Source organism: Colwellia sp. MEBiC06753, from assembly GCF_053470325.1.
This window is the reverse complement of sequence record NZ_JBQMTM010000013.1, coordinates 81,139-108,118: the sequence shown is the minus strand read 5'-3', so window position 1 is coordinate 108,118 and position 26,980 is coordinate 81,139. Positions and strand designations below refer to the sequence as shown.

At 40.7% G+C, this 26,980-nt stretch carries 29 protein-coding genes; 24 read left to right on the top strand and 5 right to left on the bottom strand.

Going from position 1 to position 26,980, the window contains the following annotated elements:
- Nucleotides 1–1,275 carry a threonine synthase gene (thrC, locus tag ACOB82_RS11550; RefSeq protein WP_448213146.1) on the top strand — a complete coding sequence of 425 codons (1,275 nt, stop codon included), beginning with the start codon at nucleotides 1–3 and terminating at the stop codon, nucleotides 1,273–1,275.
- Between the two features lie 4 nt (nucleotides 1,276–1,279).
- Here thrC and ACOB82_RS11545 read toward each other — a convergent pair whose 3' ends face one another.
- Nucleotides 1,280–1,876 (bottom strand): GNAT family N-acetyltransferase, encoded by a 597-nt coding sequence (locus ACOB82_RS11545; RefSeq protein WP_448213145.1) that lies wholly within the window; start codon nucleotides 1,874–1,876, stop codon nucleotides 1,280–1,282.
- A gap of 48 nt (nucleotides 1,877–1,924) precedes the next feature.
- Between ACOB82_RS11545 and ACOB82_RS11540 the strand changes: the two genes are divergently transcribed.
- On the top strand, nucleotides 1,925–3,262 hold the full coding sequence (locus ACOB82_RS11540) for an NAD(P)/FAD-dependent oxidoreductase (protein ID WP_448213144.1): 1,338 nt from the start codon (nucleotides 1,925–1,927) through the stop codon (nucleotides 3,260–3,262).
- Nucleotides 3,263–3,371: 109 nt separating this feature from the next.
- Here ACOB82_RS11540 and ACOB82_RS11535 read toward each other — a convergent pair whose 3' ends face one another.
- On the bottom strand, nucleotides 3,372–3,824 hold the full coding sequence (locus ACOB82_RS11535) for a DUF4124 domain-containing protein (RefSeq protein ID WP_448213143.1): 453 nt from the start codon (nucleotides 3,822–3,824) through the stop codon (nucleotides 3,372–3,374).
- A 181-nt stretch (nucleotides 3,825–4,005) separates the two neighbouring features.
- Here ACOB82_RS11535 and pssA point away from each other — a divergent pair, with 181 nt between their 5' ends.
- Nucleotides 4,006–4,896 (top strand): CDP-diacylglycerol--serine O-phosphatidyltransferase, encoded by an 891-nt coding sequence (pssA, locus tag ACOB82_RS11530; protein WP_448213142.1) that lies wholly within the window; start codon nucleotides 4,006–4,008, stop codon nucleotides 4,894–4,896.
- A gap of 121 nt (nucleotides 4,897–5,017) precedes the next feature.
- Here the strand turns inward: pssA and flgN are convergent, their stop codons facing one another.
- From flgN to flgA, 3 genes are all read right to left on the bottom strand, one after another.
- Nucleotides 5,018–5,446, bottom strand: a complete 429-nt coding sequence (flgN, locus tag ACOB82_RS11525; protein WP_448213141.1) for a flagellar export chaperone FlgN — start codon at nucleotides 5,444–5,446, stop codon at nucleotides 5,018–5,020.
- Nucleotides 5,447–5,454: 8 nt separating this feature from the next.
- Nucleotides 5,455–5,772: a flagellar biosynthesis anti-sigma factor FlgM gene (flgM, locus tag ACOB82_RS11520; RefSeq protein ID WP_448213140.1), complete on the bottom strand. Its 318-nt coding sequence runs from the start codon at nucleotides 5,770–5,772 to the stop codon at nucleotides 5,455–5,457.
- A 74-nt stretch (nucleotides 5,773–5,846) separates the two neighbouring features.
- Nucleotides 5,847–6,539: a flagellar basal body P-ring formation chaperone FlgA gene (flgA, locus tag ACOB82_RS11515; RefSeq protein ID WP_448213139.1), complete on the bottom strand. Its 693-nt coding sequence runs from the start codon at nucleotides 6,537–6,539 to the stop codon at nucleotides 5,847–5,849.
- Between the two features lie 166 nt (nucleotides 6,540–6,705).
- Between flgA and ACOB82_RS11510 the strand changes: the two genes are divergently transcribed.
- The 21 genes from ACOB82_RS11510 (at nucleotide 6,706) to ACOB82_RS11410 (ending at nucleotide 26,958) form a co-directional block, all read left to right on the top strand.
- On the top strand, nucleotides 6,706–7,635 hold the full coding sequence (locus ACOB82_RS11510; RefSeq protein WP_448213138.1) for a chemotaxis protein: 930 nt from the start codon (nucleotides 6,706–6,708) through the stop codon (nucleotides 7,633–7,635).
- Between the two features lie 33 nt (nucleotides 7,636–7,668).
- Nucleotides 7,669–8,502: a CheR family methyltransferase gene (locus ACOB82_RS11505; protein ID WP_448213137.1), complete on the top strand. Its 834-nt coding sequence runs from the start codon at nucleotides 7,669–7,671 to the stop codon at nucleotides 8,500–8,502.
- 63 nt (nucleotides 8,503–8,565) lie between these two features.
- Complete coding sequence (gene flgB, locus ACOB82_RS11500; protein WP_448213136.1) at nucleotides 8,566–8,961, top strand: flagellar basal body rod protein FlgB; 396 nt, start codon at nucleotides 8,566–8,568, stop codon at nucleotides 8,959–8,961.
- Between the two features lie 2 nt (nucleotides 8,962–8,963).
- Entirely contained in the window at nucleotides 8,964–9,383 is a 420-nt protein-coding gene (flgC, locus tag ACOB82_RS11495; protein ID WP_448213135.1) for a flagellar basal body rod protein FlgC, read from the top strand.
- A gap of 14 nt (nucleotides 9,384–9,397) precedes the next feature.
- A complete protein-coding gene (locus ACOB82_RS11490) occupies nucleotides 9,398–10,087 on the top strand; it encodes a flagellar hook assembly protein FlgD (RefSeq protein ID WP_448213134.1) in 690 nt (229 codons plus the stop codon).
- Between the two features lie 28 nt (nucleotides 10,088–10,115).
- Nucleotides 10,116–11,492 carry a flagellar hook protein FlgE gene (gene flgE / locus ACOB82_RS11485; RefSeq protein WP_448213133.1) on the top strand — a complete coding sequence of 459 codons (1,377 nt, stop codon included), beginning with the start codon at nucleotides 10,116–10,118 and terminating at the stop codon, nucleotides 11,490–11,492.
- Between the two features lie 185 nt (nucleotides 11,493–11,677).
- On the top strand, nucleotides 11,678–12,421 hold the full coding sequence (gene flgF / locus ACOB82_RS11480; RefSeq protein ID WP_448213132.1) for a flagellar basal-body rod protein FlgF: 744 nt from the start codon (nucleotides 11,678–11,680) through the stop codon (nucleotides 12,419–12,421).
- A gap of 19 nt (nucleotides 12,422–12,440) precedes the next feature.
- Entirely contained in the window at nucleotides 12,441–13,229 is a 789-nt protein-coding gene (gene flgG, locus ACOB82_RS11475; RefSeq protein ID WP_448213131.1) for a flagellar basal-body rod protein FlgG, read from the top strand.
- Between the two features lie 18 nt (nucleotides 13,230–13,247).
- A complete protein-coding gene (gene flgH / locus ACOB82_RS11470; protein WP_448213130.1) occupies nucleotides 13,248–13,928 on the top strand; it encodes a flagellar basal body L-ring protein FlgH in 681 nt (226 codons plus the stop codon).
- Between the two features lie 44 nt (nucleotides 13,929–13,972).
- Nucleotides 13,973–15,076 (top strand): flagellar basal body P-ring protein FlgI, encoded by a 1,104-nt coding sequence (locus ACOB82_RS11465; RefSeq protein ID WP_448213129.1) that lies wholly within the window; start codon nucleotides 13,973–13,975, stop codon nucleotides 15,074–15,076.
- A 21-nt stretch (nucleotides 15,077–15,097) separates the two neighbouring features.
- On the top strand, nucleotides 15,098–16,051 hold the full coding sequence (flgJ, locus tag ACOB82_RS11460; RefSeq protein WP_448213128.1) for a flagellar assembly peptidoglycan hydrolase FlgJ: 954 nt from the start codon (nucleotides 15,098–15,100) through the stop codon (nucleotides 16,049–16,051).
- Between the two features lie 41 nt (nucleotides 16,052–16,092).
- Nucleotides 16,093–18,069 (top strand): flagellar hook-associated protein FlgK, encoded by a 1,977-nt coding sequence (flgK, locus tag ACOB82_RS11455; protein WP_448213127.1) that lies wholly within the window; start codon nucleotides 16,093–16,095, stop codon nucleotides 18,067–18,069.
- Between the two features lie 9 nt (nucleotides 18,070–18,078).
- Nucleotides 18,079–19,287: a flagellar hook-associated protein FlgL gene (gene flgL / locus ACOB82_RS11450; RefSeq protein ID WP_448213126.1), complete on the top strand. Its 1,209-nt coding sequence runs from the start codon at nucleotides 18,079–18,081 to the stop codon at nucleotides 19,285–19,287.
- A gap of 72 nt (nucleotides 19,288–19,359) precedes the next feature.
- Entirely contained in the window at nucleotides 19,360–20,331 is a 972-nt protein-coding gene (locus ACOB82_RS11445; RefSeq protein WP_448213125.1) for a flagellin N-terminal helical domain-containing protein, read from the top strand.
- Nucleotides 20,332–20,577: 246 nt separating this feature from the next.
- The gene (locus ACOB82_RS11440; RefSeq protein WP_448213124.1) at nucleotides 20,578–21,546 is read left to right on the top strand and encodes a flagellin N-terminal helical domain-containing protein; all 969 of its coding nucleotides are present in this window, start codon (nucleotides 20,578–20,580) and stop codon (nucleotides 21,544–21,546) included.
- A 207-nt stretch (nucleotides 21,547–21,753) separates the two neighbouring features.
- Nucleotides 21,754–22,719 carry a flagellin N-terminal helical domain-containing protein gene (locus ACOB82_RS11435; RefSeq protein ID WP_448213123.1) on the top strand — a complete coding sequence of 322 codons (966 nt, stop codon included), beginning with the start codon at nucleotides 21,754–21,756 and terminating at the stop codon, nucleotides 22,717–22,719.
- A gap of 557 nt (nucleotides 22,720–23,276) precedes the next feature.
- Complete coding sequence (locus tag ACOB82_RS11430; RefSeq protein WP_448213122.1) at nucleotides 23,277–24,245, top strand: flagellin N-terminal helical domain-containing protein; 969 nt, start codon at nucleotides 23,277–23,279, stop codon at nucleotides 24,243–24,245.
- Nucleotides 24,246–24,310: 65 nt separating this feature from the next.
- The gene (locus ACOB82_RS11425) at nucleotides 24,311–24,763 is read left to right on the top strand and encodes a flagellar protein FlaG (RefSeq protein ID WP_448213121.1); all 453 of its coding nucleotides are present in this window, start codon (nucleotides 24,311–24,313) and stop codon (nucleotides 24,761–24,763) included.
- A gap of 51 nt (nucleotides 24,764–24,814) precedes the next feature.
- Complete coding sequence (gene fliD / locus ACOB82_RS11420; protein WP_448213120.1) at nucleotides 24,815–26,224, top strand: flagellar filament capping protein FliD; 1,410 nt, start codon at nucleotides 24,815–24,817, stop codon at nucleotides 26,222–26,224.
- A gap of 19 nt (nucleotides 26,225–26,243) precedes the next feature.
- A complete protein-coding gene (gene fliS, locus ACOB82_RS11415; RefSeq protein WP_448213119.1) occupies nucleotides 26,244–26,675 on the top strand; it encodes a flagellar export chaperone FliS in 432 nt (143 codons plus the stop codon).
- A gap of 4 nt (nucleotides 26,676–26,679) precedes the next feature.
- A complete protein-coding gene (locus ACOB82_RS11410) occupies nucleotides 26,680–26,958 on the top strand; it encodes a hypothetical protein (RefSeq protein ID WP_448213118.1) in 279 nt (92 codons plus the stop codon).
- Nucleotides 26,959–26,980 lie beyond the last annotated feature (22 nt).

The window sequence follows — 26,980 nt, the reverse complement described above, 5'->3', positions numbered from 1 at the left end:
GTGAAGTTTTATAATTTAAAAGAAAACCAAGAACAAGTTAGTTTTGCTCAGGCAGTAAAGCAGGGGCTAGGTAAAAACCAAGGGCTATTTTTTCCTGAAAATATTCCTGCACTCGATAATATCGATGAGCTATTGTCTATGCCTTTGGTTGAGCGCAGCGTGCAAGTTTTAGCGCCATTTGTTGAAGGTGACTTATCTAAAGCGCAATTATTGGAAATTGTTACCAACGCCTTTAACTTTCCGGCACTTATTCAGCCGATTAACGAACAGCGAGCAGTGTTAGAACTGTTCCACGGGCCAACGCTAGCATTTAAAGACTTTGGCGCACGTTTTATGGCGCAATGCTTACAAGCCTTTAGTCAAGACAAGAAAATTACAATTTTAACGGCAACCTCAGGTGACACCGGGGCAGCAGTTGCTCATGCCTTTCACGGTTTAGACAATATCCGCGTGGTGATTTTATATCCGAAAGGCAAAATCAGCCTGTTACAGGAAAAAATGTTTACAACCCTTGGTGACAATATTGAAACCATTGCCATTGATGGTAGCTTTGATGACTGTCAGGCATTGGTAAAACAATCATTTGATGATAAAGCGCTTGCCGATGCCATTGGTTTAAACTCTGCAAACTCGATTAATATCAGCCGTTTATTAGCGCAAGTGTGCTATTACTTTGAAGCAGTAGCGCAATTAAAACGCCAGAATCCGCAGCTTGACGATATTGTGTTTTCAGTGCCAAGTGGCAACTTTGGCAACTTAACTGCTGGCTTATTTGCAAAAGCTATGGGGCTACCAATCAAACGCTTTATTGCAGCAACCAATGTTAATGATACCGTGCCACGCTACTTAGCTACTGGTGAATGGACGCCAAAAGCAACCATTGCCACCATTTCTAATGCGATGGATGTGAGTAACCCGAATAACTGGCCGCGTGTTGAACACATGATCAAATCAGGTATTGTTGATGATTGTGTTAAAGGCGTCGCAGTCGATGAAGAACAAACTCAATCAACCATTTTAGGGCTGAATAAATTAGGTTATATCAGCGAGCCACATGCGGCAGTTGCCTTTAAAGCACTGGCAAATTGTGATGACAATGAGTTTGGCGTGTTCCTAGGTACTGCCCATCCGGCGAAATTTAAAGAAGTGGTTGAGAGTACTTTAGGTCAGCCAATTGCTTTGCCTAAAGAATTGGCCGATTGTGCAGGTGAGAAAATATTATCCGTCGATATGGCGGCTGATTTTCCAGCACTTAAAGACTATTTATTGAAGTAGACTATCACTTATTAAAATAAATAATCATTTCTGCTGCTTCACAGTGGCAGTCATGACCGCATAAAATGCAATCGTAACCATTTAACGCATCTTCACGCCATTTATCTGGATGCGATTGCACTAATTCTCCACCACATTTGGTGAAGTATTTGACTGCACTATTACCTGGACTTTGCTTCCACAAATGACTAACGCCTGCTAGTGCGCCTTGTTGCTTCGCGGCTTCAATTGATAGGGTCAATAATTTGCTGCCAATACCAAAACCGCGATAATTTTCATCAACAGTATTGCATTTAAAATAACAAACTTGTGACGGTTCAACACGCCAAAGGGCTGGGCTAGACCATTTATCTATGGTCCAATTACCGATTGCAAACGTAATGCGAAAGCCAACCAATTTATCGCCATCATAGGCGACAAATCCAGCATTAATACCGTTTTTTAAGCCTTTTTCATACCACTGGGGAGTATTGTCGATATCCATATAACCATCACCGTGAACGTAGTTGGCTAAGGCAATGACTTGCTCAAAATCTTGTGGTGTAAATTCTCGATAAATTAATGTCGTCATGGCTTGTGTCGGCAATAAAAATAATGGCATAGTTTGCCACTGTTTTGATTTATCCGCATCTTTTATTGAAGTTACCTTATGTACGATCCGTTACACGACACGATTCCAGGCGTTAATGCACAATACCCTGAAAGCTACTGGGCCAGTATTTCAGGTGAGGCACCGGAAAATGATGGTGTATTAACTGGCAATCACGATATTGATGTAGTGATTGTTGGCGCTGGTTTTACCGGTTTATCTTGTGCTTATCATTTAGCGAAGGAGCATGGCATTAACGCGGTGGTAGTTGAAGCTAACCAAACGGCTTGGGGCTGCAGTGGTCGCAATGCTGGATTTGTCTTGAAAAGCTCTGGTCGCAAATCGTTTAGCCAAATGGCAAGCCAATGGGGCGATGACGTGATGCGCGGCATTTTCAATGAAATGGCGGCAGGTGTTGATACGGTGAATGGGCTGATAGCCACCGGTATTGATTGTGATGTTCAGCCTGCAGGTTATTTAAAAGTTGCCCATAAACTCAATAAATTAAAAGAATTGGTCGCACTGGCGAATATTCAACAGCAACAGTTTGGCTATGAAGTGGAAATCCTGTCGCAGCAAGAAGTGCGTAGCCAGTATATGGATGATCATCAAGCTCACGGTGCTATCCGCTATAAAGATGGCTTTGGCTTAAATCCTTTAAAGCTTGCCTGGGGCTATCAAAAGCTTGCTCGTGCAGCAGGTGCAAAAATACATATTGGCTCGCCAGTAACCAATATCACTAAGGTTAATGGTCGTCATCAGTTGACTACGCCTACGGCGCAAGTAACTGCAAATAAAGTGGTATTCGCTACCAATGGTTACACGCCAAAAGGCTTTCACCCATGGCTGAATAACCGCTTTTTACCCGTTTTGTCGCAAATTATTGTTACTGAACCTTTGAGTGATGAGCAAATCGCTGCTTGTAATTGGCAAACTAATAATGTGGTGATGGATACACGGGCGCTAAAATACTATTACCGAAAATTGCCGGATAATCGTATTTTATTTGGCGGACGCGGCGCAATTACGGGCAACGCAGCGGAAGATCCTTATTATGCGAATCGCCTGTTAGCTATGTTAAAACTAAGTTTTCCAGCGCTTAATACAATTAATATTAGTCACGCGTGGGCGGGGTGGATTTGTATGTCGTTAGATGACATTCCGCATATTCACCATGATGATACACAGCAACTTTATTATGCAATGGGCTATTGCGGAGCCGGACTGTCATTTTCAGCTCAAGCCGGCAAACGATTGGCGGAGAAAGTGGCTGAACAAGCGATGCCAGATTTACCAATATTTAGTCGCCATTTACCTAAGTTTCCATTTGCTCCGCTGCGTCGTGTCGGTCAATGGGGCTATTTTCAATATGGCAAAATTAAAGATGCCTACTTTTAATATGATATTTTTGATTAGAAAGCTGCTTAGTGAAAAGGCGCGTGGAATAAGTTACACAGCTTGGCTAAGGTAACAGTTAGACTACGGTAAAAGCGTTACTATAACTCGCTTAGTTTTCACCTTGGTCTTTACAGTAACTTTCCATTTGCTTTTGACTAAGTTTTAAGTGCTTTTTCTTTTCTTCTTCGGTTAATACGCGAGATTGACCGTTTTCATCTTCAACAAGAATTTGCTCAAAATTAGTTAATGTTTTGAAGTTTTCTTTAGCGGAGTCACAGTTTTTCTTAGTAATTTCTGCATTTCTTTTTTCAATTTCAGCTGCTGATAAAACTTCTTCTTCTGCTTGGAAGTCATCATTGGCGTTAGAACTATTGCTGTCTGATTTTGCAGGTGCAGCATAAGAGACTTTAACGTCAACTGTTGCATAATCTTTGTCGGTAGGTGGGGCATGGCTAAAGTGCACTACATTATTACTATCTACCCAGCGATAAATGGTGGTGTCTTGTGCCGCTAAGCTAAAAGAAATTGACGTTATTAGTAAAGTTAATAGGGACTTTTGCATGCTAATCGGCCTTATACAGACAAACTTTAGGGTCAAATAAATGTAACACTTAATTAATACTAAACGTTAAATCTGTATAATTACAGTAATTTTTAAATATTAGGGTATGAATTCGTAATGCGGCAAGGATGGAGATATGCTAGATTACGCCTTTTATATTCTCGGAAATTAGGTTGGCTTTATGACGTCGTCAAAATCTAAAGTAAATTCTCAAAGTAGAGGGATTTACTTGTTACCGAACTTATTAACTACGGCAGGGCTATTTTCAGGCTTTTATGCGGTAGTGTCTTCTATGAATGGACATTTTGAAGCCGCAGCCATTGCGATTTTTGTCGCGATGATTTTTGATGGCTTAGATGGCCGCGTTGCACGAATGACTAATACTCAAAGCGAGTTTGGTGCTGAATATGACAGCATGGCAGATATGGTTTCTTTTGGTATCGCCCCAGGTTTAGTAGCATATAACTGGGCACTTTCCGGCATGGGTAAATTTGGCTGGTTAGCTGCATTTGTCTTTGTTGCCGCTGCCGCTTTGCGGTTGGCAAGGTTTAACACACAAGTAGGGGTGGCCGATAAACGCTATTTTCAAGGTTTAGCAAGTCCTGCTGCAGCTGGCGTTATTGCGAGTATTGTTTGGACCGGAACTGAGTATCAGTTTGATGGCCATGACATAGGCTTTATTATGGGCTTGATTACTATTACCGCAGGTTTGTTAATGGTGAGTAACTTTAGGTATAACAGTTTCAAAGAAGTTGATTGGAAAGGTAAAGTTAACTTTGTTGTTGTGCTACTAATTGTATTAGTGTTTGTCGTCGTTGCGGCAAGTCCAGCTGAGCTATTAATGGCGATTTTTGTTTTATATGCTTGCTCTGGACCGGTAACAACCATTCGTTCAGTTAAAAAATTGAAATTAGAGCACGTTGTTGGCGATGATGAAATATCTCAAGATGCTGATTTTGAACAAACTAATTCACAGCAAGCAAGCAAGGATGATCATCAAACTAAATCTACTGATACTGTAGACACTGCAAAAGGTGAAACGGACGCAACTGATACCACTAAGTCCGCCTAATTACAGTAAGGCTTAGAGCTTAATTCTTTGTTAAAAAAACGCCGCAATTAGCGGCGTTTTTTGTGTATGTTGTTTATCTAATATAACGTTTTAAAGCGGTAAAAGCCGTACATGAATTTGATTAGGCTTTTATATCTAAACTACTAAGGCCAGCACTTTTCTTCCCTTTATTATCATAGGTCATTGATGATTTGCTATGGCGTTCTAAAAGGGTTGTCTTCATACGTTCAACAGCTAATTGAGAATGATTAATAATTTGCCCGTTGACTAAGTTCAGTTCTTGGCACTTTGCTAGTGCTGCTTGTACTTCGGCTAGAGGCTGTTCAATTAGCCCTTGCTTTTTATCTTGAATAAATTGCTGATTATTGCCTATAGTGTTATCAAATTTTTCTATGGCTAGTAGTAGCGCTTCTTTTTGATTTGTTAATTCTATCAAGGCTGCAGGGCTGTGTTGTTGTAACACTTCCTTTTCTTGAATTAACAGTGCTTCTAAGGCGTGCAACTGCTCAAGTTGCTTGGCCAAAAGTTGCTGTGAAGTGCTAGGAGTCATGCCTTACCTTATATTAAATCAAATTCAAATTTAGCTATACTTTCAGCTAATTTTTCCGGATCCACCTTGTAAGCGCCCGATTGAATCGCTTTTTTAAGCTGTTCAATTTTCTTTTGGTTCACTTCTGGCGCATCACCATTTTTCTTCTGTAATTCGTTCAGTTGTTTAGCTTGCGGTGTAAGCGACACTGAATCTTGACTCACTTTTGTTGAGTGAGCTGCTGAAGCTGCCGCTTGTGACGATTTATTTTTCACGTCACTATTTTGTTGCTGTAAACTTCTTGTAACTTGACCGTTATTATTCAAGTTATTGATATTAATAGCCATTTTAAATACCTGCTTTAAGATCTTTAATCATTCTATATTATTATCGGCCATTTTATTAATTTCTTTACACTTTTTTATAAAATAATTGTGACTTTATTTAGGTCAGTAACTAGTCCAGTGACTAGCTTTCCAGAACGATTATTTTTAACTTTAACTTCATCACCTAAATGACCATCAGAAATTGATGTGCCTTCGGTTTTAATCTCTATTAGTGAAGAACTTGCTACTAAAGTTACACTATCGCCTTTGCAAACGGTACAAATTTGGTTGGGAGATATTGCACGGCCGCGATAAATATTGCGCTTAGCCTTTGCACCGATAGCATCATCTTGCTTTTTGAGCACTTCGCCTCGTAACTGTGATTCATTTTGATATTCAATAGCGACATTGTCTTGGGTTAATACACTGCCTTTATCGATAGCTTGCTTGGCAACAAGTACAGGTACTTCTATTGAGACTTTGACGGGCACGTAAATAAACCAAGGGTTTGATCCGTCACAAGATATTTTTACATTTACGTTTCTACTATTGTGATTTTCAGGTATATTTGCCGAAAGTTGACTATCGCATGGTTCAATCACTATTCTTGGATCTAGTTGATTAGCGGTAACTGATACTTTTTTGTTGTCTTGATCTGGAATGCCATCACGCACAGTTTTTTCTGCAAAGTGTTCAAGGTAGTCACGGTCAAAGTTAGTGGCAAAAGCAGCAACTGAATATTGACAACATAGGGCGATAAAAGTTAAAAAAATATTGGTTTTGCTCATATTTTTGCCCTTAATAGGTTATTGAAAATTAAATACTAGTCTATGCTTAACAAATGCAAGGCGCGAAAATTTGAGATGTCAAAATTCAGACACATAAGTTAGCGTTATATACAGTAAACAAGAATTGTGCCTTCTTTATCAAAGGTATTAAATAAAAGGGGTAATTATGGCGGGTATTTTAGACTCGGTTAACCAGCGCACACAGTTGGTAGGTCAAAACCGGCTAGAACTATTGCTTTTTAAATTAATTGGTCCACAAAGATTTGGTATCAATGTATTTAAGGTGCGGGAAGTTTTGCAGTGTCCCCGTTTAACATCGCTTCCTAATCAAGATCCCTTTATTAAAGGTGTGGCCCATATTCGTGGCCAAACAATTTCTGTGATTGATTTAAGTAAAGCCACTGGCGGTCCTGAAATTCCCCTTGATGAAAATTGTTTTATTATTATCGCAGAGTACAATCGCAGTGTGCAGGGCTTTTTAGTTGCTGGCGTAGAGCGAATCACGACATTGAGTTGGCAAGACATTATGCCGCCACCAGAAGGTGCTGGTAAATCAAGCTATTTAACCGCGGTAACTGAAATTGATAATCAAATGGTGTCAATTTTAGATGTTGAAAAAATCTTAAATGAAATTAGCCCAGTATCTACAGAATTGAGTGAAGAGGTAGCCGATGCTTCAGTTGGTGAGGCAATTGGTGAACGAGTTATTATGATTGCTGACGACTCAACGGTCGCAAGAAATCAGGTTCGTCGAGCCTTAGAGCCATTGGGGCTAAAAATGGTTTTGGCAAAAAATGGTCAAGATGCGTTAACTCAGCTAAATGAAATGGCTGAGAGTTGCGAGCGCTCAATTGAAGAAAAAGTGGCATTGCTGATCTCAGATATTGAAATGCCAGAAATGGATGGCTATACGTTAACGGCAGAAATTAAAAGTAATGAAAAACTGCGCTCTATGCCTGTGATCTTACATACGTCGTTAAGCGGTGTCTTTAATAATGCAATGGTAGAAAAGGTTGGGGCTGAAGACTTTATTCCTAAATTCCATCCTGATGAACTGGCTACTGCGGTGAAAAAGTGGTTAAAAATAACTCACTAGATCACATTTAATTAATTTGTGTAGGAAACTGTAGTGTCAGCTAGACAACTGGACGATAAAAGTTATCACGATTTTAGAACTTTTCTAGAGCAGCAGTGTGGCATAGTCCTTGGTGAAAATAAGCAATATTTAGTAAAAAGCCGTTTAGCGCCGTTAATGGCAAAGTTTGACGTCGAGTCATTGGCGGCTTTAGTTAAAAGAACGCTAAGCCCCACTGAACGACAGCTTAGAGCAGCCGTGATCGATGCCATGACGACTAATGAAACGTTATGGTTTCGTGACGATTACCCTTTTAAATTATTAAAAAGCCAATTGCTACCACAGTTTGCTGGTCAGCGAGCGCCATTGAAAATATGGTCTGCTGCTAGCTCGTCTGGTCAAGAACCATACTCTATTGCCATGTCGGTACTTGAATATCAACAATCTAAACCTGGTTCGTTTCCAGGTGGTGTTCAAATTGTCGGCACTGATATTTCTACAACCATGCTTGAGCATTGTAAATATGCGCATTACGATAGTTTAGCACTGGCCAGAGGATTGTCTGCAGAGCGCAAAAGTCAGTTCTTTGAGCCGGGCAATAACGGCATGTTAAAGGTTAAAGATCAGGTGAAGAAGTTAGTGAGCTTTAGGCCACTTAATTTATTAAATAGTTACAGTTTGATGGGGCGTTTCGATATAGTTTTTTGTCGCAACGTGCTTATTTACTTTTCACCTGAAATTAAAGCGCAAATATTGTCGCAAATTCACGGTGTGCTTAACAAAGATGGATATTTATTTTTAGGTGCATCAGAGTCCCTTTCTGGCTTAAATCAAAAATTTGATATGATTAGATGCAACCCTGGCATCGTCTACAAGAAACAATCATAATTTTGACACTCCTCTTGGCATAAATATTGAATAGCTATTTCCAATAGTATTGGAGGTAGCGTTATGGCTATAAATTTTGACAAAGCATTTGGCATTCATCCCGATGGGATGGTTCTGCGTGCCAAACGTGCAGAAATAATCGCAAGTAATATTGCAAATGCCGATACCCCTGGTTACAAGGCCAAGGGCATGGACTTCCAAAAAGCACTTGCCAATGCGGCAAAAAATCAACAAATGGGTATGTCTCGTACCAATGAAAAGCACTTTGATGTTCGAATGGAGCTCAATAGCGGTGAAGGATATCGTGTGCCAGATCAACCAGATACCGGTGATGGCAACACGGTTGATGTACAAGTGGAACGAAACTTGTATCTAGAAAACTCATTACAGTATCAAGCGAGTGTTCAGTTTCTGAACTCGAAGGTACAAGGCTTGAAAAAAGCCCTTGGAGGTCAATAGTCATGAGTCTTTTTAATGTCTTTAATATTAGTGGTAAAGGAATGGCCGCACAGGCTGTTCGATTAAATACCACCGCAAGTAACATTGCTAATGCTGACAGTGTAAGTAGTAGTGTAGATGAAACTTATCGAGCACGGCATCCGGTTTTTGCCGCAGAGATGCAAAAAGCTGCCGCCGGTCAAGAAGGCTCTGTTGGTGTAAAGGTATTGGGTATTGTTGAAAGTGATAAACCACTTAACGTTGAATATTCACCCGATCATCCAATGGCTGACAAAGACGGCTATATATATAAACCCAATGTTAATGTCATTGAAGAGATGACCAATATGATTTCCGCATCACGTTCATACCAAACCAATATTCAGCTCGCTGAATCGGCAAAGAACATGGTGAATAAAACCTTAACTTTAGGCCAACGTTAATTTAAGTGAGATAAATGATGGATTCTGTAAGTGGAAGCAGCAGCCTAGACGGTTTACGTTGGCAAAAAGAAGCGGTAGACGTTGCTAAAGATGATGATGGCATGTTAACGCAAGAAGATTTTTTTGCGCTAATGACACAAGAGTTAGCGCATCAAGATCCAACTAAGCCGGTAGAGAATAATGAAATGATTTCTCAAATGACTGCATTCTCAACAACTGATGGTGTCGCACAGCTTAATACTGCTTTTGCCGAGTTTGCTGCCACCATGTCATCAAGCCAAGCGTTGCAAGCTTCGTCTTTAGTAGGTCGCAGTGTCTTGGTAGAAGAGAACGTTTTTGGCATGAGTACCGGTGAAGAGCCAAAAGGCAAAATAGTTACCGATTTACCTGCCAGTAACGTCAATATCTATGTTGAAAACACTGCAGGTGAAATTATTCAAACAGTGCCAGTTGGTAATTTACCCGCCGGTGAATCTGTTTTTACTTGGGATGGCATGACATCAACCGGCGAACTAGCGCCAGAAGGTGCTTATCGCTTTAGAGTGGCAGGTTTAGTAGATGGTCAAGCGTCAGAACTTCAAGCAATGACGTATCGCAAAGTAGATAGTGTCACGTTAGCCGGTGCTAGCGGGCAAATCGTATTAAACCTTAATGGTGGCTCTTCAATGAATCTTTCAGATGTCGTTGAAGTGACTCAAGGTTAATTCAGTAAGATTTTAATGAGGTGAAATTATGTCTTTTAACATATCACTAAGTGGTTTAAATGCCGCACAAAAAGACTTAGACGTAACGTCTAATAATATTGCAAACGTCAATACCACTGGCTTTAAAGAATCTAGAGCTGAATTTGTCGATGTATATGCTGCATCATTACTTGCTGGTGGTAAAACCAAAGTCGGTGATGGTGTATTAACCGCTGATGTTGCCCAACAGTTTGCCCAAGGTAGTATTAAATTTACCAATAACGCGCTGGATTTAGCGATTACTGGTAATGGCTTTTTCGCCACTATTCCTGAGCTCGACAGTTTAGAGCGCTCGTATACCCGAGCGGGTGAATTTAAGCTAAATGCTGATAACTTTGTTGTTAACTCAAATGGCGACCATTTATTAGGCTTCCCAGTTAATGATGATGGTTCTTCAGCTTCTGTTGCTTTAAGTACGACTCAACCTATTCGTATTCCAACAGCATCTGGCGCGCCGCAACAAACAGGCAAAGTAGATATTCGTATGAACTTACCTGCGGGCAATGCAGTTATCGACCCGTTAACACCGTTTGATGAAACCGACCCGCTATCGTATGACCATTCAACTTCGGTAACGATTTTTGACTCGTTAGGTGATAGTCATATTATGACTTACTACTACCGTAAAGCGGCAGCAAATGAGTGGGATATGTATGCTTCAGTTGATGGGCAGCGAGTAGATTTCCAACCAACAGCAACTGCGGGTAATGGTATTGGTTCTTATGCTCCACCAGCCGCGGCACCGACATTGCCTGCCACAGGTCCACTTGTACCAGGTAACTTATCTGCGATTCGCTTGGCGTTTTCAAGTGGTGGTGACTTTATTGGTCAATACCCAGGTACGGTAGAGAGTGTTGCATTAGGGGCGGGCATTTTGACTAACGGTTCAGATCCTACGCAAACAATTGAAGTTGATTTTAACTTAGATACCACAGGACCTAACCCTAATGAACCAACGCAATTTGCTTCTGGTTTTGAAGTGACTGCGCTTGAGCAAGATGGTCTAGCAGTAGGACGCTTAACGGGCCTTGATATTGACGCTGACGGTCTAGTTCGAGCAACCTACAGTAATGGTACATCTGAGCCATTATCACGAATTGCGTTAGTTAACTTTGCGAATAACCAAGGCCTAACTCAGGTTGGTGGTACAGCGTGGAAAGAAAGTTTAGTGTCGGGTGAAGCGTTAGCTGGTGAAGCCGGTTCTGGTACTTTTGGTACGATTAATTCGTCAGCGCTTGAGCAATCAAACGTTAACTTAACTTCAGAGTTAATTGACTTGATTTCAGCGCAGCGTAATTTCCAAGCAAACTCACGTTCACTGGAAGTTGATAATCAGCTAAACCAAACTATCCTACAAATTCGATAGTTAGTTTAAATTAACTATCGAACAAATACTTTATCTAGCGAGTGTTTCTTAGATTTGAAAATAAGCCCTGCTTTAAACCGTAGGGCTTTTTTTATTCCTCATTCATCGTTATTTTCTATCTTGGCACCTAATTTGCATTTTCCTTTATATCAGTTGATATCAGAATTTTATTACTGGATTTCATAATGGATAAGATGCTTTATATCGCGATGAGCGGTGCCAAACAAAACATGCATGCCTTAGCCGTGACTGCCAATAACTTAGCAAATGCCAAAACTACTGGCTTTAAAGCTGACTTGGCTCAGGCAAGATCAATGCAGGCTTTTGGTGATGGTCTGCCTACACGTGTTTTTGCTATGACCGAACGTTCAAGCCAAAGTTTTGACAGTGGTTCTATGTTAACTACTGGCAGAGATCTTGATGTCGCTATTCAAGGTGATGGTTGGATTGCCGTACAAACGGCTGATGGCACTGAAGCTTATACCCGTGAAGGCAGTATGAAAATAACTGATGAAGGCACGCTAGAAACCGCAAACGGTGAGTTAGTGATGGGTGAAGCAGGACCCGTTTTTCTGCCGTTACCTGTAAGTAATATTACCATTTCGCCTGACGGTACCATTATGGTTCAGCCAGAAGGCGCGCCAGCAAATGCCCAGGAAGAAGTGGCCAGAATTAAAATGGTTAACCCTGATGTGCGCTTGATTGAAAAAGGTAGTGACGGCTTATTCCGTAGAAAAGACGGTACGGTTGAACAAGCGGATATTACTGTTGAGCTGCGTAGTGGCACACTCGAAGGCAGTAATGTTAATCCAGTGAGTGAAATGTCAGACATGATTGCACTGCAACGCCAGTTTGAAATGCAATTGAAACTTATGAAAACAGCAGAAGAAATTGATTCAGCAAGTTCTTCATTATTGCGTGCTTTCTAATTAATTAACGAGGTGAATTATGAACCCAGCATTATGGATTAGTAAAACCGGCTTAGATGCGCAAACGAAGGAAATTGCTGTAATCTCAAATAACTTAGCTAACGCTAGTACGGTCGGCTTTAAGAAAAGCCGCGCAGTATTTGAAGATTTGCTATATCAAACCATTAACCAACCAGGTGGTCGAAGTGCTCAAGATACCGAAATGCCATCAGGTTTAATGTTAGGCGCTGGTGCCAAAGTAGTATCGACCCAAAAAATTCATACCCAAGGTGACATGGTTACTACTGATAACTCATTGGACTTAATGATTCAAGGTGAAGGTTTCTTTGAAATATTAATGCCAGATGGTACGTCAGCCTATACTCGCAATGGTCAATTTACCATGGATGAAGAGGGTAACATTGTAACCCCAGGTGCTGGCTATTTAATGCAGCCACAAATCACTATTCCAGAAGATGCATTAGAAATTAATGTTTCGCAAGATGGTGAAGTATCAGTACGTTTGCAAGGACAGGCGGAAAATGCCGTAGTTGGACAAATCAATACCGTTAACTTTATTAACCCAACAGGTTTAGAGCCAATTGGTCAAAACTTATATACCGAAACTGCGGTAAGTGGTGTACCTACAGAAGGTGTGCCTGGCTTGGAAGGTTACGGCATGATAGTGCAAGGGGCATTGGAAACGTCGAACGTTAACACCACCGAAGAATTGGTGAATCTTATTGAAAGCCAACGGGTTTATGAAATGAACTCAAAAGTTATTTCTGCCGTTGATCAAATGCTTAGCTATATCAATCAGCAGTTATAGCTCGCTAAGGAGGCCGTAATGAAACAGGTAACTACTTTTATTTTAATCGCCTTGTTAGCCGGGTGTGCCAGTGTTGAACAGGCGAAAATTTTACCCAATGATCCGGACTTTGCGCCAATTTTGCCAGAAACTGAAGAAGAGGTCGTGGTGCCAACAGGTTCGTTATTTAAGGCCAACTACGTCAACAATATTTATTCTGATTCTAAAGCTCACCGAGTCGGTGACATTATTTCAGTGATTTTAAGCGAAAGTACCCAAGCACAGAAAAATGCTAAAACTGAATTGAAGAAAGAAAACAGCGCCACTATGGATCCACTTATTGGACTTAATGGCCTGCCAGTTACGGTGAAAGGTAATTCACTGCAGTTTGGCTATAACCAAGATTCTGACTTTAAAGGTGACTCGAAAGCTAACCAAGGTAATAGCTTAAGCGGCAATATTTCGGTTCATGTGCTTAGAGTCTTGCCTAACGGTAACTTAATGATCCGTGGTGAAAAATGGATGACGTTAAATAACGGCGATGAATATATTCGCTTAACTGGCATTATTCGCCCACAGGATATTTCTTCAAGCAATACCATAGTGTCAAACAAAGTTGCTAATGCGCGCATTCAATATGCAGGCACAGGCACCTTTGCCGATGTTCAAGAACAAGGCTGGTTAGCGCGATTTTTTAGTAGCAGCTGGTGGCCACTTTAGTGGTAATGGTAATGACAACAACACAAGTAAAACCGGAGGTTAATATGAATAAATTGATCAAAATTTGCAGTATCGTATTAACAACAATTACGTTATTGGTTTCATCGCTTGCCTACGGCCAACGTATTAAAGACTTGGCAGATGTTCAAGGTGTGCGTTCGAACCAATTGGTTGGCTACGGTTTAGTGGTTGGCTTGCCTGGAACTGGCGAGCAAAGTCCATTTACTGAGCAAAGTTTTAAAACCATGCTGAGTAACTTCGGCATTACTATGCCAGCGAACTTAAAACCTAAAATTAAAAATGTTGCTGCTGTTGCCGTTCATGCTGAATTACCTGCATTCGCCAAACCCGGTCAAAAAATTGATATTACCGTTTCCTCGATGGGCAGTGCGCAAAGTTTACGTGGTGGCACTTTGCTGCAAACTATTTTAATGGGGATTGATGGCAATGCCTATGCTGTAGCACAAGGCAGCTTAGTGGTGAGTGGTTTAGGTGCAGAAGGGCTAGATGGCTCGAAAATTGTAATCAACACACCAACGGTTGGCCGTATCGCTAATGGCGCGACCGTCGAGCGTGAAGTTATTTCACCGTTTATGTCGGGCGATCACATTACGTTAAATTTACGTAATTCAGATTTTACTACCGCTAAACGCATGGCTGATACCATTAATGATTTTATTGCAGGTACTGCCCGGGCAGTAGACGCAACATCAGTTAATGTAACTGCGCCACGAGATGCCGCGGATCGCGTTAGCTTTTTATCCTTAATAGAAAATTTAGAGTTTGAACCAGACTCGCCTGCAGCAAAAGTAATTGTTAACTCACGTACCGGTACGATTGTGATTGGCGCAGATGTTAGGTTATTAGCGGCTGCAATAACCCACGGTGGCATTACCGTTACGATTAATGAACAACAAGAAGTTACGCAACCAAATGCCTTTGCCGAAGGTGAAACAGCGGTGACACAAAATTCAATTATTGATGTTAATAAAGATGATTCGCGGATGTTTGTATTTAACCCTGGTGTGTCGCTAGACACCTTAGTGCGTGCAATTAATGAAGTAGGCGCGGGGCCTGGCGATGTCATGGCGATATTAGAGGCGCTTGAGCAAGCCGGTGCGCTACGCGGCGAGCTTATCATCATTTAATTGAGCGGCTAGGAGACGGTAATGGACAATAAAATTGCTGATGCACGTAACTTTCTTGATTTAAATGGCTTAAACAATATTCGTCAACAAGCCAATCAAACGGATCAAGCATCAAAAAAAGCTGCATTAAAAGAAGCTGCGCAGCAATTTGAGTCGATCTTTATGCAAATGCTGCTAAAAAGTATGCGTGAAGCACAAGATGTTTTGGCATCGGACAGCCCATTTAATTCTCAGTCGACAAAGTTCTATCGCGATATGCATGACCAGCAACTTGCGGTAGAAATGTCGGCCAATGGTTCGTTAGGGTTAGCAGCATTAATTGAGCGTCAACTAGGTGGTGGCGATGATAAATTCACCCCAAGTTCAGTGTTACGAACTGACAATAGAACGATTAAAGCTCAGTCAGTAGTCAATATGGCGGAGCAATATCTAGCCGGATCGTCAAATAATCGTCAGTCTGATTCGGTTACTCAACCAGTGAATAATAGCCAAGCTACCACTGAATTTAGTCAGCCAAAAGATTTTGTTCATGCGCTTAAAGAGCCTGCCCAACAAGTACAGCAGCAGCTAGGTGTACCTTTTGAAGTGGTTATTGCCCAAGCCGCACTGGAGACAGGCTGGGGGCAAAAAATCATAAAAAATAACCAAGGACAAAGCTCAAATAACCTATTTAATATCAAGGCGGATAGCCGTTGGCAGGGCACTAAAACCCATAAAGATACTCTTGAGTATGAACAAGGCGCTTTAGTTAAGAAAAATGAGCCGTTCCGTGTTTATGATTCCATTGCCGACAGTGTTGGCGACTACATTAATTTCCTTTCTTCTGGCCAGCGTTACCAAGAAGCTTTAGCAAATCCTGAAAATGTGGAGCACTTCTTGCAAGGATTACAAAAAGCTGGTTACGCAACCGATCCCAATTATGCCGATAAAATAATGGGAACGTTAAAAACCGTCACCAATTTATTAAGTAATTAAGTTGTTATCGAGCACTCCTCGATAACCGAGGAGTTTAGCGTATGTCTGTTAATTTGTATCAAACTGGTGTTAGTGGCTTATTGGCCGCACAGCAGCAGTTAGCAACAACAGGCCATAATATCGCCAATGTTAATACCGAAGGTTATAGCCGTCAGCGAGCAGAGCAAAGCCCGCAAATTGGTTTGTATAATGGTGATAATTATATTGGTTCAGGTACTTATATTACTGACATACGTCGAATTTATGACGAATTTGCCCAAAAAGAACAATTACTCAACCAAACAAGTTTAGGTTTTGCTGACGGACTTAATGCTAGCTTAGATCAACTTAATAACATCATGAGTAGTTCTGGCGAATCGATTAACTCAAGTATCGAACAGTTATATGTATCAATAAACTCGATTGCCGATGATCCTAGTAATCTTGGCTTACGCAATATGATGTTGAGTCAGGCAGGTATTGTTGCTAGTAACTTCAATTCAATTGACGGTCAATTAACTCAACTTGAAAAGTCAGTTAATGGTGAAATTGTACAAATCGCCAGCCAGATCACAGAAATAGCTCAAGAGCTTGCTCGTATTAACGATCAAGTATTGCAAAACAAAAGTGCTGACGGCAATGGTCAGCCAAATGACTTATTAGACTCGCGAGATCGTTTAATTGCTGAGCTAAGTAAGTACACCAAAGTTAATGCTATTGAAGATCATAACGGTGTGATGACGATTATGATAGGCGGTGGCACTACCTTAGTTACTGGTAAAACTGCATTAGCGGTTGAAGTTAAAGCTGGCGATCCAGATCCATCGCAAACATCACTGGAATTAGTGAGTGGCACTACAAGATTAGCGTTAAATGAAAAAACCATGGGCGGTGAGCTAGGCGCTAAATTTCAATATCGCGACAACGATTTATCGAAGGCACGAGCAGATATTAACCGAATCGCGACAGCTATCGCTTCAACATTAAATGATATTCAAGGTAAAGGGTTAGACTTAAACGCCCAACAAGGTAGTAATTTATATAACGATGTTAACTCTACGCTGTTAATGCAGGGTCGCTCGCAAGCTTTTTCAGATAATGCTGGTAATGTGATTGGCGAAGTGCGAGTTACTGATCTTGGCCAATTATCCAGCGATGAATTTGAAATTGAATATGATGGCGCGAATTATCAATTAACCAATTTAAATACTGGAGCGACCAGCGTATTAGGTGCAGCGGGTGCTGGCCCATTTACGACAACATTTGGTTTTGAGTTTGATGAAGCTTCAGGCGTGCCAGCAGCAGGTGATAAATTTTTAATTCGCCCTGGTGAAAATAGTGCCGCATTGATGACAAGAGTACTGGAAAATGGTGAAGGCGTCGCTGCTAGTTCGCCAGTACAAGTGACTCGTTCTACCGATAACATAAACGCAGGGAATGTTAGGATCACCAATATCTCTGATCCTGTCGCCGCTAGAGCATTAGTTAGTAGTGCTACAGACAATATGCGCTTGGAAATTATTGAAGATGCGCCAGCTGGTAGTGGTACTTATACCTACACCTTATATGACAACACAGGTGCAGTTACAGCAACAGCGCCTTATACACCACCTTCACAAACTATCACTTTAGGGCCATTTGATATTGAAATTGAAGGCACCTTAGTTGGTTTAACGCCTAATGGTCCAGAAGTATTCGAACTGACTGACGGTTTTGGTTTAGGTAATGGTAACAATGCCTTTGATATGACCGATACCAAAGATCAAGGCATTCTAAATAATGGTCGCGACACCTTTAATCAAAACTTAGCTGTTGCTACCGCAAGAGTTGGTACTAATGCCAAATCAGCACAATTAGTAGCAGATACCGCTGATGCGCTATATACCCAATCTTATAACCGTAATCAGGCGGTTAAAGGGGTGAACTTAGATGAAGAAGCGGCAAATTTATTGAAGTTTCAGCAAGCTTATCAAGCTTCGTCAAAAATAATTTCTATTGCCAGTACTATTTTTGACACCTTGTTAAACTCGGCGCGTTAGGAGTAAGACATGAGAGTATCAACATCACAAGTGTTCTTACAAAGCACTAAGCATATGATGAGCAATGAGTCGAAATTAAACCAACAATCTGCCTACTTAGCATCGGGTAAAAAGGTGATGACCGCCAAAGATAACGGCGTGCAATACGGCACTTTAATTGGTTATAAAGATGAATTGCAATCGATCGATTTATATCGTCGCAATATCACTCAAGGCACTAATCGTAATTCATTAACGGAAGTTCAATTAGCATCGGCACAGAATGTATTAAATCAAATAAAAACTACGGTAATTCAAGCGAATAATGGCGCAATGTCTGATGATGATAGAGCTGCTCTTGCCGAGCAACTCCGTCAAAATTTAGAACAAGTGCTCGATATTGCTAATACCAAAGATGAAACTGGCGGTTATGTATTTTCTGGCTATCAAATTGATAAAAAGCCGTTTTCAGTACAGCCAGATAACTCAGTAATATATAACGGCGACAATGGCGTTCGTGAATTAAAAATTTCAAAAAGTGTTTCCGTACCGTTAAATCAGCCAGGCGATGAAGTATTTGAACTAGTAAATAATTCGTTGGGTGACTTCAGTGCCGACTATACAACAAGTAGTACTGGGCTATTTGTGAGTAGAGCTGTTATTGATGATCGTGGTGTGTATGCTGATAACGCTCCGTATACCTTAGATTTCACAGATGCCAATGCCGATGGCAATATTGAGCTTACTATTACCGATAATGCGGCAAATACTGTCACATTTGATCCTTATGTTGCGGGGCAGTCATATGGCTTTGCCGGGATGGATATTTCGTTAGACGGTACGCCATCGCCAGGTGATCAAGTTATTTTAAATGCCCAGCCAACAATCAGTATTTTTGAAACGATAAAGCAAGCAATAGAGTGGGTTTCAGTACCAAGCCCTGCCAATAACGCATCAGAGCACGAGGCAGAATATGGTCACCTGCTAAGTCAAATCAACGCATCATTAAATCATATATCGACGCGGCAAGGTGATGCCGGCATTAATTTGCAATTGCTGCAAACCCAGAGTGCTTATCACCAAGACAACGAGTTACTAATGGAGCAAGGTCGATCCTCTATAGAAGATTTAGATTTTGCTGCTGCTGTGACTGAGTTTGAGCAGTCAAAGGTTGCTCTACAGGCCGCTCAGCAAACTTACGTCAAAATTCAAGGGTTAAGTTTATTTAACTTTATTTAACCCAATTTCATTGTTGGCATCACTTTTGCTTTTTATAAGTGTGTCAAAATATAAACAGAAGAGAGGTTAGTTATGCCTTTATATGTAAACAGTAATATAAGTGCATTGAATGCACAGCGACAATTAAGTAGTTCTGGTAATGCACTAGATACGTCATTCAAGCGTTTATCGTCTGGTTTACGTATTAACAGTGCAGCTGACGATGCGGCGGGCTTACAAATTTCTGACCGTTTGCAATCTCAAATATTAGGCCTTAATCAAGGTAACCGAAATGCGAATGATGGCATTTCTCTAGCGCAAACTGCTGAAGGTGCGATGGATGAAATGACGTCAATGTTTCAGCGTATTCGAACGTTAGCACAACAAGCGGCTAACGGTTCTAATACCGGTGATGATCGCTTAGCGCTTCAACAAGAAATTAGAGCACTAGCAGAAGAAGTTAATCGTGTTGCAACCGATACTACCTTTGGTGGACAAAACCTGCTTGATGGTACATACAAAGCAGCATTCCAAGTGGGTGCTGATGCAGTACAAACCATCGGCTTTAGTATGCAAGATGTTGGCGGAACTGCTGCTGTGAACCGTATGACCGCTAATGGTGGTTTTACGTTATCTGGTATTGCAGGTATTGCCAGTGCGGTTACAGGCAATCGACTATCTACGTTAGCTGAAGGCGCATCAGATATTGGTGGAGCAGCGCTAGCAACAGATACATTTGCAGCAGCATTTATCGCAACAGCTATTAGTGTGTCGACACAGGTAAATGCACAAATTATTTTGGCTGGTGTTGATTCGCTTATCGCCGTAGTTGATAAAAAACGTGCTGAGCTAGGTGCGGTGCAAAATCGCTTCCAATCGACAATTCGAAACCAAGCGAATATCTCTGAGAACTTGTCAGCAGCTAAATCGCGTATTAAAGATGCAGATTTTGCTGCAGAAACGGCGGCACTGACACGTAACCAGATTTTACAACAAGCGTCTCAGACGATTCTTGGTCAGGCAAACCAACGTCCACAGGCAGCATTAAGTTTATTACAAGGTTAATAAGTACTTAATAACTCAAAAGCGACACAAGATGGCCCTGAAGGTTTACTTTCAGGGCTTTTTTCTTGCTGAAAAATAATGAATTTAAAAATTAATTAAAAAAAGCCAAATAATACTAAAGGAAAAAAAAATACCGCCGATAAGGTGGTTGTCCGGGGGGTGAGAGCTTCGGTCAGGGTCTAACGGGTGAGAGCGTTAGTACCTTTATTAACTAAATATGTTAAACCGAGTAAAGAGAGTATTATTATGGCTTTATATGTAAACACTAATGTAAGTTCGTTAAATGCACAGCGTCAATTAATGAATTCAGGTGGCGCGTTAGATACATCATTCAAACGTCTATCTTCTGGCCTTCGTATCAACAGTGCAGCTGATGATGCCGCGGGTCTACAAATTTCAAACCGCCTTGAGTCTCAAATTCAAGGTTTAAACCAAGGTAATCGTAACGCAAACGATGGTATATCTTTGGCACAAACTGCCGAAGGTGCAATGGATGAATTAACATCAATGTTCCAGCGTGTACGAACTTTAGCACAACAGGCTTCAAATGGCTCAAATACTGATGAAGACCGTTTAGCGCTTCAAGAAGAAATTCGTGCATTAATGTCTGAAGTTAACCGTGTAGCTGAAGATACTACCTTTGGTGGTCAAAACTTACTTGATGGAACTTATAAAGCGTCATTCCAGGTAGGTGCTGATGCCGTACAAACAATTGGCTTCAGCCTTCAAGATGTTGGTGGTACAGCTGCAGTAAATCGTATAACTGCTAACGGTGGTTTTACATTATCTGGTATTGCTGGTATTGCCAGTGCGGTTACAGGTAATCGACTATCAACGTTAGCCGAAGGTGCTTCTGATATTGGTGGTGCAGCATTAGCAACAGATACATTCGCTGCGGCATTTATTGCAACAGCTGTAAGTGTGTCTTCGCAAGTTAATGCTCAGGTTATCTTAGCTGGTATGGACTCACTTATTGCTGTAGTTGATAAAAAGCGTGCAGAACTTGGTGCGGTACAAAACCGTTTCCAATCAACAATTCGTAACCAAGCTAACATTTCTGAAAACTTATCAGCAGCGAAATCACGAATTAAAGATGCTGACTTTGCATCAGAAACGGCTGCGTTAACCCGTAACCAAATCTTGCAACAAGCAAGTCAAACAATCTTAAGTCAAGCAAACCAACGCCCACAAGCAGCTTTAAGTTTATTAGGCTAGAAGCAGCTTAACTCACTTAATGTTAGTGGGTAAGCCAACTAACTTCTCTATTAGTTGGCTGATATTACCCTAACAGGTAATAAAAAGGGTTTAGCGTAATAAATGTACCTGCCTCCTTCTCAACAATACAAAAAGGGGCAGGTACAAAATACGCGCAAATTGATAACACTATCGTGTTTGATATGAATGGCTTTAGAGGTTGTTGAAATGGCGTTATATATAAATACCAATGTCAGCTCAATCAATGCTCAACGACAACTGAGTGATTCAGGTCTTAGGCTAGATACTTCATTTAAAAGACTTTCAACGGGCCTTAGGATTAATAGTGCATCAGATGATGCTGCGGGGTTACAAATATCTAATCGATTACAATCCCAAATTCTAGGGTTTCAACAAGGCAATAGAAATGCAAATGATGGTATTTCTTTGGCGCAAACCATTGAAGGATCAATTGAAGAAGTTACACAAATGTTTCAACGTGTTAGAACCCTGGCCGGTCAGGCTGCAAATGGTTCTAATTCAGAAGGTGACCGACTAGCTATCCAAGAAGAAGTTAGGGCGTTAATGACTGAAATTAACCGAATAGCAAAAGATACTACCTTTGGTGGTCAGAATATTCTAGATGGCTCGTATAAATCGGTAATACAGGTCGGCGCTGATGCCAATCAAGTTATTACCTTTAGTATGCAAGGAGTCGGGGGTACGGCTGCGGTAAACCGATTAACGACAAATGGTGGATTTACTTTGTCAGGTATTGCCGGTATCGCAAGCGCGGTAACAGGTAATGAGCTTTCAGCCTTGGTAGCTGGTGTGTCTGAAATTGATGGTAATGCAATTACAGAGACTTTTGCTAATTCATTTATCGCAACAGCTATTTCGGTATCTAGTGTAACTAATGCACAAGTGATCTTGGCTGGTTTGGATTCATTAATAGCAGTGGTTGATAAAAAAAGAGCGGAGTTAGGTGCACTTCAAAATCGTTTTCAATCAGCTATTAGAAATCAATCGAATATCTCGGAGAATTTGTCTGCTGCGAAGTCTCGAATTAAGGATACTGATTTTGCCAGTGAGACGGCAGAACTTACACGGAACCAAATAATTCAACAAGCGAGTCAAACTATTTTGTCCCAGGCAAACCAAAAACCTCAAGCGGCACTTAGTTTGTTGAATTAGCGGTAAAAGTTGAATTTTAAGTGGCAAAAATTTGCCGCTGGTAGCAAATCTATTAGTTATAGCAGTATGTTGCAGGTATTTACTTACTTGTGAGAGTGTAACATTATAATTGGTAGAGAGCGCCCTTATCGTATGGGGTAATTCGATAAGGGCGCTAAAAATTAATGGTGTTTTTGTATATGAGCGTGGAGGCTGTATAAACAAAAGTCATCATTAATCGCGAACCTCTCTCACATTCGCGTACAAGATAAGTAGCATATCTTGTGCCAACTTTAGGATGAAGTTTTGACGATTGCTGCTTATTCTATAGAGTCATGCTCTCGACTCAACTAAAAGGGAAGGTGTAAACCTTCCCTTTCTCTATTTTCATTTAAAAAATCAAATTTAATATTATTTGTTTTCAATAAGATAAATATATTTCAAATTATTTTGCAAAAAAGTCTCAAGTAATTTTTATTAGCGCCGATATGTTTAGATAGAGAATAAATCTCGCTCGGATTTCATCTAATTAGGGGTAATTAAGGTGGTATTCGATTTAAAACATAAGTGGAGGCTGTATGGCTTTATATGTAAATACTAATGTGAGTTCTTTAAATGCTCAGCGTCAGTTAAATAACTCTGGCAACGCCTTAGATAACTCATTTAAAAGACTTTCGTCTGGTTTGCGCATTAACAGTGCGTCTGACGATGCGGCGGGCTTACAAATTGCCAACCGTTTAACTAGCCAAATTAATGGTCTAGATCAGGGTATTCGAAATGCTAATGATGGTATTTCACTAGCTCAAACGGCTGAAGGTGCAATGGATGAGTTAACTACCATGTTCCAACGTGTCAGAACTTTGGCGCAACAAGCATCAAATGGTTCTAATACAGATGAAGACCGTTTGGCACTTCAAGAAGAAATTCGTTCACTAATGTCAGAAGTTAACCGTGTAGCGGAAGATACAACTTTTGGTGGTCAGAACTTATTAGATGGTACTTATAAAGCGTCATTCCAAGTAGGTGCTGATGCTGTACAAACTATTGGTTTTAGCCTTCGTGATGTAGGTGGTACTGCTGCTGTTAACCGTATTACAGCAAATGGTGGTTTCACGTTATCAGGTATTGCTGGCATCGCCAGTGCGGTAACAGGTAACCGCTTGTCTGCGTTGGCAGAAGGTGCTTCTGATATCGGTGGTGCAGCATTAGCTGATGATACTTTTGCACAAAGATTTATTGCTACTGCTATTAGTGTATCTTCGCAAGTAAATGCTCAAGTTGTACTTGCGGGTATGGATGATCTAATTGCTGTAGTTGATAAAAAGCGTGCCGAGCTTGGTGCGGTTCAAAACCGTTTTCAGTCAACGATTCGTAACCAATCAAATATCTCTGAAAACCTATCAGCTGCGAAATCACGTGTTAAAGATGCTGACTTTGCTGCAGAAACGGCGGCGTTAACTCGTAACCAAATCTTGCAACAAGCAAGTTCTAGTATCCTTAGTCAAGCTAACCAACGTCCTCAACTTGCATTGAGCCTATTAGGTTAGTAACTTAGCGTTCATAGGCTAAACTTATATTTAGTCTATGACGCGATGTTTTTTGAGGAGGCGGTATGGCAATTGAGCAAGTACGTGAAAGTAGTGTTTTTGCCAAAACTAATGCTGAACCACTATCTGGTAGTGTTGGCGCCAATATTGCTAAAGAACTTAAAGAAACAGAAACTAACGAAGCTGTAGATAAGGCCAGCTTAACTCCCCGTAACTCAATCCAAGAACAGGAGAAAGTGAAAGAGGAAGAGCAGAAGGCTGAACAAGCTGAAAATAGTCAAAAATCTATTACTGAGGTAATTGAATTTTTGAATTCAGAAATGCCAATGGTTAAAACCAGTTTGATTTTTGAATTCGATGAACTCAATGAACCGCCAATAGTAAAAGTAATTGATAAAGATAATGGTGAAACTATTCGTGAAATTCCACCAAAATATCTTAAAGAAGTTTCAGATTCCTTAAGGGATGTAGCAAACAGTTTGTCAAATAGCGGTGTGCTGTTTAACAATAAAGTGTAGTGGTATATGGCACCATTTTAGGTGCCATAATTTTCAAAGTAGGTAAGTATTATGGCAACAATTACATCGGCTGGAGTAGGCTCTGGTTTAGATCTAGAAAGCATTATTCAGGCAACGCTGAATGCTGAAAACTTGCCGAAAATGCAAAATTTCCAAAAAAAGGAAACTAACCTAAATATTGAACTTTCTGCGGTTGGTGCCGTTAAATCAAGCTTGTCTGCTTTTGAAGATATTATTGAAAAATTAGCTGATATTGAGAATTTTAATAAACGTACCGCAACAGCAACTCAGCCTGCAAGCGGCGACCTTATTAAGGTTAGTGCAACGTCAGATGCAACCTCTGGCAACTTTGATATTGAAGTTCTTCAACTTGCACAAGGCAGCAGAGCGGTTTCTGCCGATGGCGTTTACTCATCCCCGACCGATGTAGTCTCTGCCAGCGGAGGCAACCTGACGTTTGGCGCAGGCTCAAAAACATTTACTGTAGCTATTGCAGCTGGTGCTACTTTAGAGGAAGTGCGAGAAGCGATTAATGATGCAAGCGATAATTTTGGTGTAAGTGTTAACATTATTAACACCGGTGGCGCGACCCCTAGCTCAAAATTAGTGTTTACTTCAGACGAAACAGGTACAGGTAACGACCTTACAGTAACAAGCGATACTGCTGAGTTCGATGCTATTTCGACAACTGCATTTGGCGGTGGTGCTGGCGGTCTAACAATAGCAGCAGAAGATGTAGCACAAGATGCAATGATTGAAATTGATGGTATCGTGGTCTCAAGCGCTACCAACACTTTTAGAGATTCTATCCAAGACGTAACCATTACTGTACTTAAAGAGAGCGAGGCTGGAGAAACAGCTAGATTAAATGTTGATGTTGATAAAGATGGTGTAGAAACTTTAATTGAAGAGTTTATTACATCATTTAATAACGTTATCGGTACAATTGATTACCATACAGAGTCTAATGGTGGATTATATGGCGATTCTACTATGCGTAGCCTTGCCAATGGTTTGATCAATACACTGTCTAATACTATCGGCGGTGCTGGTGGTTACCAGACATTGTATGACGTTGGTATAGGCTTAAGTAAAGATGGGCTTTTAGAAAAAGAGTCGTTAGTTCGCAGTTTAAATGATGCACTAACTGAAAACTATGATGATGTTGGTACTATTTTTGCTGGTCCAAATGGTATAGCGAGCCAGTTTGAAAGTTTCTTAGAAAACTATTTAGATAGTAGCGGTGCTCTTCAATCTAGGCAGGATTCGCTTAATGCAGATTTACGTGATCTAGAAGATGATGTAGCGAATCACGAATATCGGATGGAGCAGTTAGAAGTTACGCTAAGGCAACAATATTCTGCTTTAGACGTTTTAATTGCACAGATGCAAAGTTCTAGTTCATATTTGCAAGCGCAGCTAGCAAGTCTGCCAGGATTTACTAGCAAATCTAGTTCATAAGTTGTTGTGAGAGAAAGTTATGGCTAATTTAAGATTAAAGCAATACCAATCAGAAGCTAATAAAGCACAAGTTGCTGGCGCTGATCCATATACAATTACTCAAATGTTGATGGCAGGTGTAATTGACAGTTTATCTCTAGCCAAAGGTGCTATTGAAAGACAAGACTTCGAAGTTAAAGGCAAAAGTATTTCGAAAGCAACCAATATTATAGAAGCGTTACGTACGAGTTTAGATTTTGACGCGGGTGGCGAAGTATGCCAAAACTTATATTCACTTTATGAATATATGCAACAACGATTAATTGACGCTAGCGTGGAAAAAGACACGAGTGCAATAGAAGAAGTTGTTAGTTTGTTTAAGCCAATCAAAGAAGCTTGGGACAGTATTCCAATGGAAGCTCGAAAAGAAGCTGAGAGTCAACGAAAACAAAATCTTGCTAACGCAGTTTAGCTAGATGGAGGCTGTATTAAATCACTATGGTAGTCTAAAGGCTGCTCTTAATAGTGAAGCGTATGAAGAAGCTGGTGAGCATATGGACCAGCTAAATCAGTCATTGCGGCAACTATTTGCCGCCCCCCCTCAATTTTCTGAATCAGAACTACAAAAGCTCAGTGAAATTAGTGAGTTTTTATCTACAAGTTGCGATAAGATGATCGTTAATCAGATGAAAATTAAGTCTGAATTAGCGTCTTTCTCAACAGCTAAGAAAATGAAAAAGGCCTACGGTAAGTAACCTAATACATACTGGCGTAAGT

Coding starts and splice junctions, on each gene's coding strand:
- ACOB82_RS11545 (WP_448213145.1), bottom strand. CDS start 1,876: ATGCCATTATTTTTATTGCCGACACAAGCCATGACGACATTAATTTAT.
- ACOB82_RS11540 (WP_448213144.1), top strand. CDS start 1,925: ATGTACGATCCGTTACACGACACGATTCCAGGCGTTAATGCACAATAC.
- ACOB82_RS11535 (WP_448213143.1), bottom strand. CDS start 3,824: ATGCAAAAGTCCCTATTAACTTTACTAATAACGTCAATTTCTTTTAGC.
- pssA (WP_448213142.1), top strand. CDS start 4,006: ATGACGTCGTCAAAATCTAAAGTAAATTCTCAAAGTAGAGGGATTTAC.
- flgN (WP_448213141.1), bottom strand. CDS start 5,446: ATGACTCCTAGCACTTCACAGCAACTTTTGGCCAAGCAACTTGAGCAG.
- flgM (WP_448213140.1), bottom strand. CDS start 5,772: ATGGCTATTAATATCAATAACTTGAATAATAACGGTCAAGTTACAAGA.
- flgA (WP_448213139.1), bottom strand. CDS start 6,539: ATGAGCAAAACCAATATTTTTTTAACTTTTATCGCCCTATGTTGTCAA.
- ACOB82_RS11510 (WP_448213138.1), top strand. CDS start 6,706: ATGGCGGGTATTTTAGACTCGGTTAACCAGCGCACACAGTTGGTAGGT.
- flgB (WP_448213136.1), top strand. CDS start 8,566: ATGGCTATAAATTTTGACAAAGCATTTGGCATTCATCCCGATGGGATG.
- flgC (WP_448213135.1), top strand. CDS start 8,964: ATGAGTCTTTTTAATGTCTTTAATATTAGTGGTAAAGGAATGGCCGCA.
- ACOB82_RS11490 (WP_448213134.1), top strand. CDS start 9,398: ATGATGGATTCTGTAAGTGGAAGCAGCAGCCTAGACGGTTTACGTTGG.
- flgE (WP_448213133.1), top strand. CDS start 10,116: ATGTCTTTTAACATATCACTAAGTGGTTTAAATGCCGCACAAAAAGAC.
- flgF (WP_448213132.1), top strand. CDS start 11,678: ATGGATAAGATGCTTTATATCGCGATGAGCGGTGCCAAACAAAACATG.
- flgG (WP_448213131.1), top strand. CDS start 12,441: ATGAACCCAGCATTATGGATTAGTAAAACCGGCTTAGATGCGCAAACG.
- flgH (WP_448213130.1), top strand. CDS start 13,248: ATGAAACAGGTAACTACTTTTATTTTAATCGCCTTGTTAGCCGGGTGT.
- ACOB82_RS11465 (WP_448213129.1), top strand. CDS start 13,973: ATGAATAAATTGATCAAAATTTGCAGTATCGTATTAACAACAATTACG.
- flgJ (WP_448213128.1), top strand. CDS start 15,098: ATGGACAATAAAATTGCTGATGCACGTAACTTTCTTGATTTAAATGGC.
- flgK (WP_448213127.1), top strand. CDS start 16,093: ATGTCTGTTAATTTGTATCAAACTGGTGTTAGTGGCTTATTGGCCGCA.
- flgL (WP_448213126.1), top strand. CDS start 18,079: ATGAGAGTATCAACATCACAAGTGTTCTTACAAAGCACTAAGCATATG.
- ACOB82_RS11445 (WP_448213125.1), top strand. CDS start 19,360: ATGCCTTTATATGTAAACAGTAATATAAGTGCATTGAATGCACAGCGA.
- ACOB82_RS11440 (WP_448213124.1), top strand. CDS start 20,578: ATGGCTTTATATGTAAACACTAATGTAAGTTCGTTAAATGCACAGCGT.
- ACOB82_RS11435 (WP_448213123.1), top strand. CDS start 21,754: ATGGCGTTATATATAAATACCAATGTCAGCTCAATCAATGCTCAACGA.
- ACOB82_RS11430 (WP_448213122.1), top strand. CDS start 23,277: ATGGCTTTATATGTAAATACTAATGTGAGTTCTTTAAATGCTCAGCGT.
- ACOB82_RS11425 (WP_448213121.1), top strand. CDS start 24,311: ATGGCAATTGAGCAAGTACGTGAAAGTAGTGTTTTTGCCAAAACTAAT.
- fliD (WP_448213120.1), top strand. CDS start 24,815: ATGGCAACAATTACATCGGCTGGAGTAGGCTCTGGTTTAGATCTAGAA.
- fliS (WP_448213119.1), top strand. CDS start 26,244: ATGGCTAATTTAAGATTAAAGCAATACCAATCAGAAGCTAATAAAGCA.
- ACOB82_RS11410 (WP_448213118.1), top strand. CDS start 26,680: ATGGAGGCTGTATTAAATCACTATGGTAGTCTAAAGGCTGCTCTTAAT.